General features: G+C 72.9%; 12 protein-coding genes. 9 read left to right on the top strand and 3 right to left on the bottom strand.

Annotation, left to right across the window (positions count from 1 at the left end; genetic code table 11):
* On the bottom strand, positions 1-610 hold a 610-nt coding region (locus tag ABZ914_RS15200; RefSeq protein WP_500193528.1), incomplete at its 3' end, for a BadF/BadG/BcrA/BcrD ATPase family protein.
* 130 nt (positions 611-740) lie between these two features.
* On the opposite strand from ABZ914_RS15200, the gene ABZ914_RS15205 reads away from it, so the two are divergent.
* Positions 741-1703 carry a MurR/RpiR family transcriptional regulator gene (locus tag ABZ914_RS15205; protein WP_241756112.1) on the top strand — a complete coding sequence of 321 codons (963 nt, stop codon included), beginning with the start codon at positions 741-743 and terminating at the stop codon, positions 1701-1703.
* Positions 1700-2596, top strand: a complete 897-nt coding sequence (locus tag ABZ914_RS15210; RefSeq protein WP_500193529.1) for an N-acetylmuramic acid 6-phosphate etherase — start codon at positions 1700-1702, stop codon at positions 2594-2596. The genes ABZ914_RS15205 and ABZ914_RS15210 overlap by 4 nt, the downstream gene beginning before the upstream one ends.
* A gap of 311 nt (positions 2597-2907) precedes the next feature.
* Here ABZ914_RS15210 and ABZ914_RS15215 read toward each other — a convergent pair whose 3' ends face one another.
* Positions 2908-4107 carry an acyl-CoA dehydrogenase family protein gene (locus ABZ914_RS15215; RefSeq protein WP_500193530.1) on the bottom strand — a complete coding sequence of 400 codons (1200 nt, stop codon included), beginning with the start codon at positions 4105-4107 and terminating at the stop codon, positions 2908-2910.
* Between the two features lie 61 nt (positions 4108-4168).
* On the opposite strand from ABZ914_RS15215, the gene ABZ914_RS15220 reads away from it, so the two are divergent.
* From ABZ914_RS15220 to pruA, 3 genes are all read left to right on the top strand, one after another.
* Positions 4169-4813, top strand: coding sequence for an HAD family hydrolase (locus ABZ914_RS15220; protein ID WP_500193531.1), 645 nt, complete (start codon positions 4169-4171; stop codon positions 4811-4813).
* Between the two features lie 17 nt (positions 4814-4830).
* Positions 4831-5337, top strand: a complete 507-nt coding sequence (locus ABZ914_RS15225) for a DUF6912 family protein (protein ID WP_433240336.1) — start codon at positions 4831-4833, stop codon at positions 5335-5337.
* A gap of 204 nt (positions 5338-5541) precedes the next feature.
* On the top strand, positions 5542-7173 hold the full coding sequence (gene pruA, locus ABZ914_RS15230) for an L-glutamate gamma-semialdehyde dehydrogenase (RefSeq protein WP_500193532.1): 1632 nt from the start codon (positions 5542-5544) through the stop codon (positions 7171-7173).
* A 231-nt stretch (positions 7174-7404) separates the two neighbouring features.
* Here pruA and ABZ914_RS15235 read toward each other — a convergent pair whose 3' ends face one another.
* Positions 7405-7809, bottom strand: a complete 405-nt coding sequence (locus tag ABZ914_RS15235) for a MerR family transcriptional regulator (protein WP_500193534.1) — start codon at positions 7807-7809, stop codon at positions 7405-7407.
* 80 nt (positions 7810-7889) lie between these two features.
* Here ABZ914_RS15235 and ABZ914_RS15240 point away from each other — a divergent pair, with 80 nt between their 5' ends.
* From ABZ914_RS15240 to ABZ914_RS15255, 4 genes are all read left to right on the top strand, one after another.
* Complete coding sequence (locus ABZ914_RS15240; RefSeq protein WP_500193535.1) at positions 7890-9104, top strand: MFS transporter; 1215 nt, start codon at positions 7890-7892, stop codon at positions 9102-9104.
* Positions 9105-9183: 79 nt separating this feature from the next.
* Positions 9184-9894 carry an HAD family hydrolase gene (locus ABZ914_RS15245; protein WP_500193536.1) on the top strand — a complete coding sequence of 237 codons (711 nt, stop codon included), beginning with the start codon at positions 9184-9186 and terminating at the stop codon, positions 9892-9894.
* A gap of 365 nt (positions 9895-10259) precedes the next feature.
* Entirely contained in the window at positions 10260-12221 is a 1962-nt protein-coding gene (locus ABZ914_RS15250) for an acetoacetate--CoA ligase (protein ID WP_190863040.1), read from the top strand.
* A 268-nt stretch (positions 12222-12489) separates the two neighbouring features.
* Positions 12490-14082: a serine/threonine-protein kinase gene (locus ABZ914_RS15255; RefSeq protein WP_500193537.1), complete on the top strand. Its 1593-nt coding sequence runs from the start codon at positions 12490-12492 to the stop codon at positions 14080-14082.
* The last annotated feature ends 500 nt before the right edge of the window (positions 14083-14582 follow it).

Raw genomic sequence — 14582 nt, forward strand, 5'->3', positions numbered from 1 at the left:
CCGGCGCGCCCGCCCCGGACGCCGGCGGGACCGCGCCCGCCATCGCCAGCGTCCGGTGCCGGGGTCTTCGCCGGGCGGAGTCGATCTCCGCGACCACGGTGGGGCCCAGCAGCGCCCGCGGGACCGAATCGGTCAGCAGCGTCGGCGAGCCGCGGCCGTCGTAGGCGGCCAGCGCCGCCCGGACCGCCTCCTTGCCGAGCCACACAGCCGAACCCTCGTCCCCCACCAGCCAGCCGTAGCCGTCGGCGCGCTGCACGATCGCGCCGTCGTTGATGACCGCGGCGCCGGCGCCCGTGCCGGAGAACACCACGATGCCCTTGGGCTCGCTGGTGCCCGCGGCGAAGGCCACGGCGATGTCGGTCACCACGGCGGGCGAGCCGCGCAGCCCGACGGCCTGCCAGGCCCGGCGCGCCGCGGTCACGGCCGCGGGCCGGCCGGCCGAACCGGCTCCGGCGATTCCGAACACGCCGGTGAGGATGTGGGTACGGTCGAGGTCTCCGAGCGCCTCCCGCAGGGCGGTGGTGAGCGCCCCTGCGGTGTCGCCCCCGGAGTTGGGGTTGGCCCCGGGACCGGTGCCGGAACCGGCCAGGGCGCCCCCGAGCGTCAGCACGACACAGCGGGTCTTCGTGCCACCCGCGTCTATGCCGACCACGTAAGGACCGGCCAAATGGGTCAACACAGGGCGACCGTAGCCTTTTCTACCGTTGACGTGACATCCTGGCAGTAAGAAACTTTCTTCCATGAGGAAACCCATCGGCCCCGAGCCGGGGAGCGCGGGGGAGCCCGGAGCGGCACGGGACGAGCCGGCGCGCAAGGACGCGACGCCGCTGAGCACCGTGGTGCGGGTCCGCTCGCTGCTGCCCTCGCTGCCCCCCGCCGAGCGACGAGTCGCTCAACGCGTCATCGACGACCCCGAAGGGGTCGCCAACTCCACCATCACCGAACTCGCCCAGACCTGTGGCACCTCCGAGACCACCGTCATCAGGTTCTGCCGCGCGATCGGGTTCCATGGTTATCCAGAGCTCCGACTGACCCTCGCCACCGAGGCGGGACGGGCCCAGAGCGCCAGCGGCGGACGGGTCATCGGCAGCGACATCAGTCCCGACGACTCGCTCGAGCAGATCGTGGAGAAGGTGACCTTCGCCGATGCCCGCGCCGTCGAGGAGACCGCCGCCCAGCTGGACATCAAGATGCTCGAACAGGTCGTCGACGCTCTCGTCGCCGCCGACCGGGTCGACGTCTACGGGGTCGGCGCCAGCGCGTTCGTCGCGATGGACTTCCAGCAGAAGCTGCACCGTATCGGACGCGTCTGCTCGGCCTGGGCCGACGCGCACATCATGCTCACCAGCGCCGCGGTGCTGGGTCCCACCAGCGTGGCGATCGGCATCTCGCACACCGGCGCGACCGTCGAGACCATCGACGCCCTGGAGGTCGCCAAGAGCAACGGCGCCACGACCGTGGCGCTGACCAACTTCCCGAAGTCCCCCATCGCGGAGATGGCCGATCTGATCCTCACGACAGCGGCGCGGGAGACGACCTTCCGCTCCGGCGCCACCGCCAGCCGGCTGGCGCAGCTCACGGTGGTCGACTGCGTCTTCGTCGGAGTGGCGCAGCGCACCTACGGGCCTACCCGCAAGGCCCTGGAAGCCACGTTCGAGGCGGTCCGCGGCCGGACCGTGCGACCCGACCGGAGGCGTCGGTGATCGATTGCGAGCTCCCCACCGAGGGCCGGAACCCCCGCACCCTCGACGTCGACACGCTGCCGACCCTGGAGGTGCTGCACCTGATCAACACGGAGGACGCCACCGTCCCGATGGTGGTGGCGGGCGTCCTGCCCGAGGTCGCCCGGCTGGTCGACCTCGCGGTCGACTCGCTGCGCGCGGGCGGCCGCGTGCACTACTTCGGCGCCGGCACGTCCGGCCGGCTCGCGGTCATCGACGCCGCCGAGCTGCCCCCCACGTTCGGCATCTGGGGCCGGGTCGTCGCGCACCACGCCGGCGGCCCCGGCGCCCTGTCCCAGGCGATCTCCGACGTCGAGGACGACATCGAGCTCGGCATGCGGGACGCCCGCGAGGTGTGCGCCGGCGACATCGCCATCGGCATCGCCGCCAGCGGCCGCACCCCCTACGTGATCGGCGCGCTGCGCGCCGCCACCGCGGCCGGCGCGCGCACGGCACTGATCAGCTGCAACCCGCACACGCCCTACGGCGAGGAAGTGGAGGTGCACATCGGCCTGGCCACCGGGCCCGAGGTGATCAGCGGTTCCACCCGGATGAAGGCGGGCACCGCGACCAAGCTCGTGCTCAACTCCTTCTCCACCACCCTGATGATCAGGATGGGCCGCACCTACTCGAACCTGATGGTCAGCGTGAACGCGCTGAACTCCAAGCTGCGCGCCCGGCTGGTGCGCATCCTCACCGAGGCCACCGGGATGGACGCGCGGACCTGCGAGAACGCGCTGAACGAGGCGGGCGGCAACACCCGCGTCGCGCTGGTCTCGCTGCTCGGCGAGGTCCCGGCCGCGCGCGCCACGGTGGTCCTGGAGGAGACCGACGGCGGCGTCCGGGAGGCCCTGCAACGCCTCAGGTCCGCCTGACGGGGCGGCGGGCGGCGCACTCGCGCGGCGGCCGAGGCGCGCCGAGACGAGCCTCGCCCGTTCCGAGCCGGCGGCGGCCCCCGCCGGCCCGCGAAGGGTCCGTGGTCATGCGATCGTCCCCGCACCGATCGCATGACCACGCCACCCCGACCGCGGCGAGCAGCACCGGGCCGACACGGCGATACCAGGCCTGGCGCGGCGATACCGGGCCTGGCGCGGCGGGACCGGGCCTGGCGCGGCGGACTGGGCGTGGCGATATCAGGCCTGGCGCGGCGGGATCGGCGTCGCCGTGCGTGCGTGTGCGAGCGGGGTCAGTGCTGCTCGTACCGGCGGAGCTCCTGGCGGGCGACCGTGCGGACGTGGACCTCGTCCGGGCCGTCGAAGATCCGCATCGCCCGCACCCAGGCGTACATCGCGGCCAGCGGCGTGTCATCGGACACCCCGGCGCCGCCGTGGATCTGGATCGCCCGGTCGAGCACCTCGTGGGTGATCCGCGGCACGACCACCTTGATCGCCGCGATCTCCGACCGGGCGCCCTTGGCGCCGTGCTCGTCGATCAGCCACGCCGTCTTCAGGGTGAGCAGCCGCGCCTGCTCGATCGCCATCCGCGACTCGGCGATCTGCTGGCGCACCACGCCCTGCTTCGCGAGCGGTCCGCCGAACGCGACGCGGTCCACGGCCCGGCGGCACATCAGCTCCAGCGCCCGCTCCGCCATCCCGAGCGCGCGCATGCAGTGGTGGATCCGCCCCGGCCCGAGCCGCGCCTGGGCGATCATGAACCCGTCGCCCTCCTCGGCGAGCAGGTTCGACACCGGCACCCGGACGTCCTCGAACAGGATCTCCGAATGGCCGTGCTGGTCCTGGTAGCCGAACACCGGCAGGTGCCGGACGACGGTCACGCCCGGCGTGTCGCGGGGCACCAGCACCTGCGACTGCTGCCGGTGCGCGGGCCCGTCCGGGTCCGTCTTGCCCATCACGATGAAGATCTTGCAGCGCTCGTCGGCCGCGCCGGTGATGAACCACTTGCGGCCGTTGATCACGTACTCGTCGCCGTCCCGGACGATCGAGGTCGTGATGTTGGTGGCGTCGGAGGAGGCGACCTCCGGCTCCGTCATCGCGAACGCGCTGCGGATCTCCCCGTCCAGCAGCGGCCTCAGCCACCGCTCCTTCTGCTCCGGGGTCCCGAACATGTGCAGGACCTCCATGTTCCCGGTGTCCGGCGCGGCGCAGTTGACCGCCTCCGGAGCCAGGTCGGGGGAGCGGCCCGTCAGCTCCGCAAGCGTGGCGTACTCCAGGTTGGACAGCCCGGACACGTCCGGCAGGAACAGGTTCCACAGGCCGCGCTCGCGCGCCTCCGCCTTCAGTTCCTGGACGACCGGCGGCAGCGCGTGCGGGTCGTTCTCCGCGCGCCAGGCCGTGTACACCGGCTCCGCCGGGTACACGTGCTCGTCCATGAACTCCTGGAGTCTCTGCTGGTAGTCCAGCGCTTTCGGGCTGAGTGCGAAGTCCATGCGCGCCAGTCTGGCAGAACGAGATTCGGTCAATGCGGGCGGGATCGCTTACCATCGGCCCGTGCCCGACAAGACGGTCAAAGCCGTGATCACCGACTGGGGCGGCGTCCTCACCTCCCCGCTGAACGACGCCGTCGGCGCCTGGCTGGCCGCCGACCGCATCGACGCCGACCGGTACCGCACGGTCATGCGCGCCTGGGTGGCGCAGGCCTACGACGGCGCCGGGACCAACCCCATCCACGGCCTGGAGGACGGCTCGCTCGCCCCCGAGGAGTTCGAGCGCCTCCTCGCCGCCGAACTGCTCACCGTCGACGGCGGCCCCGTCGCCGCCGCGGGCCTCATCTCCCGCATGTTCGGCGCGTTCTCGCCGGTCGAGCCGATGTACGAGGCGCTCCGCGCGGCCCGCTCCGCCGGCGCTCGCACCGCCCTCCTCTCCAACTCCTGGGGCAACGACTACCCCCGCGACCTGTTCGCCGACCTCTTCGACGCCGTCGTCATCTCCTGCGAGGTCGGCATGCGCAAGCCGGACGAGCGGATCTTCCGGCACGCGCTCGGCCTGCTCGGCCTGGACGCCGCCGAATGCGTCTTCATCGACGACATCGAGCACAACATCCGGGCCGCCGAATCGCTCGGCATCCACGGCATCCACCACACATCCGCCGACGCCACGATCGCCGAACTGCGCGAACTGGGCCTCCTCGCATGACAGACTGACGAACCGTCATGCGCGTCTACCTTCCGTCCACGCTTCCGCTCCTCGCCGCCGCCCACGCCGCGCGCGAGGCCGGCCCCGCGCCCCTCGCCGCGCACGCCGTGACGCCCGCGCTGCGCGAGTGGTACGCGGGCGGCGACCTCGAGGAACTGGAGTACGCGGCGCTGACCGCGGCGGCCCGCGCCTCGCTGCGCCTGCTCGCCGCCGACCCGTCCGCGCCGCGCCGCCGCGTCGTCCTCGCCGCCGAGATCCCGGACCAGTCGGTTTCGTCGGCCCGTGGCGACGCGTCCCTCGACGGCGACGACCGCTCGCTCGTCGAGATCACCGCGCCCGTCCCGTGGAAGCGCCTGGCCTCCGGCCACGTCGACGACCCCGCCGCCGTCCCCGACGTGACCGCCGCCGTCGAGGCCCTCCCCGCCGCCGACGCCGGCGACGAGGACGCCCTCTTCACCGTCGACGGCGCCGAAGGCCACGACCTCCTCTGGTACGCCACCCAAGAACTCCAGCACCTCCTCTGACCCGCCCGCGTCCATCGCAGGGCCCGGCCCGTCACCGTCCCTCCAGCGAGTTCGGCCGCGCGCCTCACGGCGGATGGATCGGCAACGTGGAGGAGAGCGAGCAGCCCCTCAAGGTGTTGGCGGGGAGCGGCAGGTATTCGCGGGAGGGGGCTGGGTAGGGCTCGGCATGTCGACACGGCCGTCGGACATGCGGGGAGCGACCAGATGGACGCCGTCACCAACGTTCCGGTACCGGTGAACGAGCCGGTCAAGGGGTACGCGCCGGGCAGCGCCGAGCGGGCGGCCCTGGAAGCGAAGATCAAGGAGCTCGGCGGCGCGGAGACCGAGCTGACGATGACGATCGGCGGGGAGCGCCGGATGGGCGCCGGCGCCCCCATCAACGTGGTCGAGCCGCACAACCACCGGCACGTCCTCGGGCGCATGGGCAACGCTGTCGACGCCGACGTCGCCGAGGCCATCGCGGCGGCGCGGGAGGCGGCGCCCGGATGGCGGGCCATGGCGCCCGACGACCGGGCCGCGATCTTCCTGCGGGCCGCCGAACTGCTGTCCGGGCCGTGGCGGTCCACGCTGAACGCGGCGACGATCCTCGGCCAGTCCAAGTCCGTCCAGCAGGCGGAGATCGACTCGGCGTGCGAGCTGATCGACTTCCTGCGGTTCAACGTCGCGTACGCGCGGCGGATCCGCGAGACGCAGCCGAACTCCTCGCCGGGCGTGTGGAACCGGATGGAGTACCGGCCGCTGGAGGGGTTCGTCCTCGCCATCACCCCGTTCAACTTCAGCGCGATCGCCGGGAACCTGCCGACCTCGCCCGCGCTGATGGGCAACGTCGTCGTGTGGAAGCCGTCCCCGACGCAGCAGCTCGCCGCGCACCACACGATGCGGCTCCTGGAGGCCGCCGGTCTGCCGCCCGGCGTCATCAACCTCGTCACCGGGGACGGGCAGGCCGTCTCGAACGTCGCCCTGGCCAGCCCTGACCTCGCGGGCCTGCACTTCACCGGTTCGCCGCCGACCTTCCAGGCGCTGTGGCGGACGATCGGGGAGAACATCGCCCGGTACCGCGGATACCCGCGGATCGTGGGCGAGACCGGCGGCAAGGACTTCGTGGTGGCGCACCCGTCCGCCGATCCGGACGTGCTGAAGACCGTGCTGGTGCGGGGCGCGTTCGAGTACCAGGGCCAGAAGTGCTCCGCCGCGTCCCGCGCCTACATCCCCCGGTCCATCTGGGACGGCATGCGCGACGACTTCTGCGCCGAGGTCGAGGGCCTCACCATGGGCAACGTGGCGGACGACCTCTCGGCCTTCATGGGCGCCGTGATCGACGACCGCGCCTTCGCCAAGCACCGGCGCGCCATCGAACGGGCGCGCGGCATCGACACCATGCGGATGCTCGTCGGCGGCGAGCTGGACGACTCGGTGGGCTACTTCGTCCGGCCCACGGTGCTGGAGTCGTCGGACCCGACCGACGAGATCTTCACCACCGAGTACTTCGGGCCGATCCTCGGCGTCCACGTCTACGAGGACCACGACTACGACTCCGTCCTGACGCAGCTGGAGAGCGTCTCCGAGTACGGGCTGACCGGTGCGATCGTCGCTCAGGACCGCGCGGCCATCGCCGCCGCGACCGAGACCCTCCGCTTCGCGGCCGGCAACTTCTACATCAACGACAAGCCGACCGGCGCCGTGGTCGGCCAGCAGCCGTTCGGCGGCGCCCGCGCCTCCGGCACCAACGACAAGGCCGGATCGGTGTTCAACCTGACCCGCTGGACGAACGTCCGCGCCATCAAGGAGACCTTCGTCCCGCCCACCGACTACCGCTACCCCCACATGGGCCCCTGACCCGGCACCCGAGCCACAAGACACCCACCACCGGACCGCGCCGGAGGTGTGGGGCGCGCTTGATGTGCCGGCGGTGAGTGGCCGGATGTGCAGCCCCACCGTCAGCGCTGAGAGGTCGGATGTGCGGCCTCACCGTCAGCGCTGAGAGGTCGGATGTGCGACCCCACCGTCAGTGGTGAGTGGCCGGATGTCCGGCGGCACCGTCAGCGCCGCCCGGGCAGGTGGTGGCGGTTACCGTGGCGAGGCGGTCGCCGTTGCTCGGCCGATCGCGCGCTCGGCGATGTCGGCGGGTGCGGCGGCGATGACGGCGTCGAGCGAGGACCGGGAGACCTGAAGGTCGGTGATGGCCTTGGTGATCCGCTCGCGTTCCCTGTACAGGTCGGCGACGAGGTCGGGGCAGGTCGGCACGAGGCGTTCGTCCTCCTCGCGCAGGCAGGGGAGGATCGTGGCGATGGTGGCGGTGTTCAGGCCGGCGGCGAGCAGGCTGCGGATGCGGCGCACGGTGTCCACGTCGGCCTCGCTGTATTCGCGGTAGCCGCTGGGGCGCCGCGCGGGGTGAAGGAGCCGCTGCTCCTCGTAGTAGCGCAGCAGCCGTTCGTGCACGCCGGTCCTGCGGGACAGTTCACCGATCCGCATGTGGCCCTCCTCACCGGTGCCTTGCCGACGGCCGGCGCCGCTTGACTCTCACATCGATGTGAAACTCTAGCGTGCCGGGCATGGGCAGAAGCTTCGTCTCGCTCGCGGCCTTGTGCGCGAGCGTCTTCGTCGTCGGTACGTCGGAGTACCTGGTCGCGGGCATGCTGCCCGAGATCGGCGCGGGCCTCCGGGTCTCCCAGGGCACCGCCGGGCAGGCGGTGACCGCCTACGCGCTCGGGGTGGTGATCGGCGGGCCCCTGGTGACCATGGCGACCGCACGGCTGCCCCGCAAGGGACTGGCGATCGGCCTGATGCTGCTGTTCGCCGCTGGCAGCGCGCTCAGCGCCCTGGCCCCGACGTTCGCGCTGCTGCTGGCCGGACGGGTGGTCTCCTCGCTCAGCCACGCCGCGTTCCTGGCGCTGGCCCTGGTGATGGCTACCAGCGTGGTGCCCGAGCACAGGACCGGCTCGGCGATCGCCACCGTGGCCTCCGGCTTCACCGTGGCCACCTTGCTCGGGGTTCCCCTGGGGTCGCTGCTGGGACACGCCGCCGGATGGCGCGCCCCGTTCGCGGTGCTCACCGCGCTCACGCTGGCCTCCGTCGCGTCGCTGGCCCTGGTGCTTCCCAGGCGGGAGGCGCCGGCCATGAGCCTGCGTGACGAACTGCGCGTCGTGACCCGCAAACCGGTGCTGCTGGCCACCGCCATCACCGCGGTCGGCTTCTCTGGTGTCTCCGTCGTGTTCACCTTCATCGCGCCCCTGCTCACCCGCATCACCGGTTTCTCGTCGGCCGCCGTCTCCGCCCTGCTGCTCGCCTACGGCGCCGGCAGCTTCCTGGGCAACCTGGCCGCCGGCAAGCTGACCGACAGATCCATGACCGCGACCGTGCGCGGCGTGTTCGGCGGCCTGACCGGCGTGCTGGCGGCCATGCCGTTCGCCGCCGCCTCGCGGCCCACCGCCGTTCTCGCCGTTCTCGCCTTGGGCCTGCTCGCCACCGCCACCATCGCCCCCTTGCAAGGTCTGATCCTGCGCCACGCCGGGACGGCACCGACCCTGGCGGTCTCCGTCAACGTCGGCGCGTTCAACCTCGGCGCCGCCGTCGGCTCCGCCCTCGGCGGGCTCCTCGTGGCCGGGGGCGCGCTGCGCTGGAACGGGCTGGCCGGGGCCGTGCTGAGCCTGACCGGCCTGGCCCTGACCTACCTGATCCCGTCCCGCACCCGCACCGCGTCACCGAACGACGAAACCGGGACCGGGGTGGGTGCGGTTGCGGTCGGGGGCGGGAGGGCCGACGATTAGTCCGCCTCGCATTACGGCGGGGCGGGCCGGTGCCGGGACGGCGCCCGCCGATGCCTTTCGAGCCGCGCATGGGAACGGGATGTCGACGCTGAACCGTCTGGTGCTGTGGAACATCGATCACACCCTGGTCGACGTCGGGCGGGTCACCCGGGACGCCTACGCGGAGGCGTTCCAGCGGACCGTCGGGCGGCCCCTCGTGCGGCTCGCGCCGACTCCGGGCCGGACCGAATCGGAGATCATCTTCGAGACGCTGGCGTTCAACGACGTCGTCACCACCGACGACCATCTGCCCTCCTTCGTCGCCGCGCTCACCGAGGCGTTCGCGAACCGCCGTGCCGATCTGCGGGCGCACGGCCGGGTGCTGGCCGGGGCCCGGGAGGCCGTCGAGGCCCTGGCGCACGTGCCCGGGGTCGTGCAGTCCGTGCTGACCGGGTCGGTGCGTCCGAACGCCGTGCTGAAGGTGACCGAGCTCGGCCTCGCCGACCGTCTCGACCTCGGCGCCGGGGGCTACGAGGACGGCGTCTACAGCAAGGCCGCGCTGCTGGAGCTCGCCCGCAGCCGCGCGGGCGAGCGGCACGGCGCCCGGTACCCCGAGTCGGCCACCGTGTACATCGCCGATTCGCCGCGCGACGTGCAGGCCGCCCGCATCGCCGGGTCGCCGATCATCGCCGTCGCCACCGGAAGCGCCACCGAGGCCGAGCTGCGCTCCGCCGGTGCCGACCAGGTGCTCGCGACCTTGGCCGACACCGATGCCGTGGTGAGCGCCGTGGCGGAGCTGATCCGCATCTGACCTCGCCGCCCGCACGGGCGCACCCGGCACGTGACGGTGTTCTCGTGGGGCGCGTCGCCACCGCGCCGCATGATCGGGTCTTGGTCATTCGTCGCTCCTTCCGTGGACGGGTTCCAGTCTCGGCGCCGTGTCCGGGCACCGGAAGTGGAACCGCGTTCTGTGGAAAACCCCGCTGTGTGGGGCATGAGGATGGCCTGACGCCTCGTTGTGTGGCCGCCGTGGATTGCCCGCCGCACGGCTGTGACCTGCGATGGGACGCGGCCGTCCGGGGCAGCGCGCGCATGCCGGCGGAAGTTGCGCGGGCCGGGCGGCGAGGCCGATATTGGGAGGGTCGCGCACCGAGGGCGCGGCGGGGAGGGAGAGCGATGTCGCGTGATCACGAGGTCTCCGAGGGAGCGGCGCTGTGGCGGCCGTCGGAGGAGGTCGTCGCGAACGCGCGGGTGACCCGCTTCATCCACTGGCTGTGGGACCGGGGTGTGCGCGCGGAGTCCTACGACGACCTGTGGCGCTGGTCGGTGACCGAGGTCGACGACTTCTGGGACGCGATCTGGTCGTACTTCGACGTGGTCGGCGAGCGCGGCGACGGCCCGGTCCGCGAGGGCGGCCCCATGCCGGTGGACGGCCTGCGCTGGTTCCCCGGCGCCACCCTGAACTACGCCGCGAACGCGCTGCGCCGCGCCGAGGACACGCCGGACGAGACGGCCGTCGTGTTCCGGTCGGAGGCCGGCGGGCACCGGGTGCTGACCTACCGCGAGCTGTTCCTGCACGTCGCGGAGGTGCGGGCGGGGCTCGCCGACCTGGGTGTCGGGAAGGGCGACCGGGTGGTCGCGTACATCCCGAACATCCCGGAGGCGCTGATCTGCTTCCTGGCCACCGCCTCGCTGGGCGCCGTGTGGTCGTCGTGCTCGCCGGACTTCGGGTCGTCCTCGGTGATCGACCGGTTCGCGCAGATCGAGCCGAAGGTCCTGATCGCGGTGGACGGCTACGCCTACAACGGCAAGACGTTCGACCGGCGCGAGGTCGTCGCCGAGATCGAGGCGGCGCTGCCGACGCTGGCCGCGACGGTGCTGATCCCGTACCTGGACCCGGCCGCCACGCCCGACGGCCTGCGCGTGGGCATGCACTACGGCGACCTTCCGCGCACCGACCACGACGCCATGGAGTTCGAGGACGTCCCCTTCGACCATCCGCTGTGGGTGGTGTACTCGTCCGGCACGACGGGCCTGCCCAAGCCGATCGTGCACGGGCACGGCGGGGTCGTCCTGGAGCACCTCAAGGCCCTGTCCTTCCACCAGGACGTCGGCCAGGGCGATGTGTTCTTCTGGTTCACCACGACCGGCTGGATGATGTGGAACTACCTCATCGGCGGCCTGCTGGTGGGCTCCACCATCGTCATGTACGACGGCGCACCGCTCGACCTGTGGAAGCTCGCCGCGGACAACGGGGTCACCTACATGGGCGTGGGCGCGCCCTACATCACCGCGTCCGCCAAGGACGGACGCCACCCCGGACGCGAGTTCGACCTGTCGGCGCTGCGCGGCATCGGTTCCACCGGTTCGCCGCTGCCGCCCGAAGGGTTCGCGTGGGTGTACGAGGAGGTCGGCAAGGACCTCCTCCTCGGGTCCATGTCCGGCGGCACCGACCTGTGCACCGCGTTCGTCGGGCCGTCGCCGCTGCTGCCGCTGGGCGCGGGCGTCATCCAGTGCCGGTGCCTGGGCGCGAAGGTCGAGGCGTACGGGGACGACGGCAAGCCGGTCGTGGACGAGGTCGGCGAGCTGGTCATCACCGAGCCGATGCCGTCCATGCCGGTGTTCTTCTGGAACGACGACAGCGGCGACCGCTACCGCGAGTCCTACTTCGACATGTACCCGGGCGTGTGGCGGCACGGCGACTGGATCAAGGTCCTGCCGGACGGCGGCTGCGTCATCTACGGGCGGTCCGACTCGACCCTCAACCGCGGCGGCGTCCGCATGGGGACGTCGGACTTCTACCGGGTCGTCGAGGCGTTCGACGAGGTCACCGACAGCCTCGTCATCGACACCGGGCGGCTCGGGCAGGAGGGCAGGCTGCTGCTGTACGTGCAGCTCGCCGAGGGCGCGTCCCTCACCGACGACCTCGCGGGCCGGCTCAAGCGCGAGATCCGCTCGGCGCTGTCGCCGCGGCACGTCCCGGACGAGATCACCGCCGTCCCCGGCATCCCGCGGACCCTGTCGGGCAAGAAGCTGGAGGTCCCCGTCCGCAAGATCCTCCAGGGCACGCCGGTGGACGAGGCCGCCAACCGCGGCGCCATGGCCAACCCCGAGGTCCTCACCCACTTCACGCCGTAGCGCCGGCGTCCGTCCGCGGCCGTCCGCGGTGCCCGCAAGCCCCTGCGCGACACGTGTTCTCACGGTGTCGCGCGGGGCGCAAGGGGCACTAAGGTGGTCGCTCGGCCCAAATGCGTCCGTTCGGGGCGGCGGGTCGGATCGCGCCGTAAGGCCACATGGCCGGGTGAACTTCCCAACGACCTCGCGCGTCCCACTGTCGGAGCGCTGGTCTGCGAGAATTCGACCCGTGGTCCGTTGGCCCGTCGACGAGAGAGGGACGGTTCCACGCATGGAGGTTGGGGCGCTGCGGTCCGGAGACCCGGAGCGGCTGGGTCGCTACGCCCTGGTCGGCCGGGTGGGCGAGGGCGGGCAGGGCGCGGTGTTCCTCGGCGCCGACGAGGACGGCCGCGAGGTCGCGATCAAGCTGCTGCACTCCGAGCTGACCTCCGACGACAAGGCCCGCGCGCGCTTCCTGCGCGAGCTCGAGGTGGCCAAGCAGGTCGCGCCGTTCTGCACCGCGCAGGTGCTGGACGCCGACGTCGACGGCGACCGGCCCTACATCGTCAGCGAGTACGTCCCGGGCCCGTCGCTGAACCAGCAGGTCACGCAGGACGGGCCGGTGCGCGGCGCGGCGCTGGACCGGCTCGCGGTGGGCACCGCGACCGCGCTGTCCGCGATCCACCAGGCGAAGATCATCCACCGCGACTTCAAGCCGCACAACGTGCTGATCGGCCCGGACGGCCCGCGCGTCATCGACTTCGGCGTGGCCCGCGCGATCAGCGGCGGCACCACGCTGACCAGCCGGGTCATCGGCACGCCCTCGTACATGGCGCCGGAGCAGATCAGCGGCGACGAGGTCGGCACCCCGGCGGACGTGTTCTGCTGGGCGGCGACGCTGGTGTTCGCGGCGACCGGCGAGCCGCCGTTCGGGCAGGACACGATCCCCGCCGTCATCAACCGGATCCTGCACGAGGAGCCGGACCTCGGCGACATGAGCGGGCCGCTGCGCGACCTGGTCGCCGACTGCCTGCAGAAGGACCCGGCGCTGCGCCCCGCCGCCCGCCAGGTGCTGATGCGGCTGCTCGGGCACGAGGAGGCGCCCGTCGAGGCCGCCCCGATCGGCAACACCGACGAGACCGCGATGCTCGCGGCCGGTTCGGTGCTCGCCGCGGAGCTCGCCGCCGACGAGTACGGGTCCGATCTCCCCGGCGACGCCGCCGGCGAGCCCGCCGAATACGAGCCCGCGGCCTTCGCCGAGGCGGACCCGGCCGCCCACGACGTCCCCGGCGGGGACCCGTCCGGCACCGCCCCCGCGCGGCTGCCGACGCCCGCGGAATGGGCGGCCGAGAACGCCGCCGACACCCACCCGCGCGACCGCGCGGCAGCCGCCGGAGGCGCGGGCGGCGCCGTCGCGGCGATGCGCCGCTCGCTCGCCGGGTCGAGCCGCTCGGCCGTGCTCGCCGGCGCCGCCGCGCTGTTCGTCGCGATCGTCGTCGTGTCCGCCGTGCTCGTGCTCGGCCCCGACCACAAGGGCAAGGCGGGGGAGAAGGTCGGAGACCCGAGCCACCAGCCGCAGCCGTCCGGCGACGTCCCCAGCATGACGGTGCCGTCGAGGCAGGCGCCGACCCGGCAGGCTCCCGACACCTCCTACAGCCCGTCGCCGACGACGACCGGCTCGGCGCCCGAGAGCCCACTGCCGACCGACACGCCCACGTCGACGCCGACCACCCCCGACGACCCGACGCCGACGCACACCACGCACAGCCCCGACCCGACGACGAGCCCCACCACCGGTCCGACCGACCCGGGCACGCCCACGGACAACCCGCCCGGAAGCCCTGCCGCAGGCACCGGAACCGGCACAGGCACCGGGACCGGCTGACCGTCAGGTCGCCCGTCCGCCCCCGGATGGGCGGCGGTCGCCCCGTCCGCCCCCGGACGGGCTGCGGTCGCCTCGCACACCCCAAGACGGGCCGCAGTCGCCTCGCACACCCCAAGACGGGCCGCAGTCGCCCCGGTCCACCCCGGACGGGTCCCGGCCGCCCCGTCCACCTGTTTCGGCTGACCCCGCCACCCCTGGATGGGCCTCGGCTGACCCGTCCGCCCGGAATCGGCGCCGGTCGGCCCGCACGTACCCCGGGGATGGGGCCCGGGCGACCCGCCGTACCGCCCGCCCGGGACCGGCACCGCACGCTCCGGCGGTCGACGAGCAGGAAGCCCGGCGCCGGAAACGGCGCACGGCGCCCCGTTCCGCTGCCGTGACCGGCGTCCGAAGGGCCGGCCGGCCACCGTCGCGCGCCCGCCGCCCACCGCCCGGCACCTACTTCGGCGATCTTCGGGCGGGGGCACCGCGCGGCCTGGCAAGGTGGGCAAAGCCACGCT

It is taken from the genome of Spirillospora sp. NPDC046719, from assembly GCF_040645715.1.
Taxonomy (GTDB): Bacteria; Actinomycetota; Actinomycetes; order Streptosporangiales; family Streptosporangiaceae; genus Spirillospora.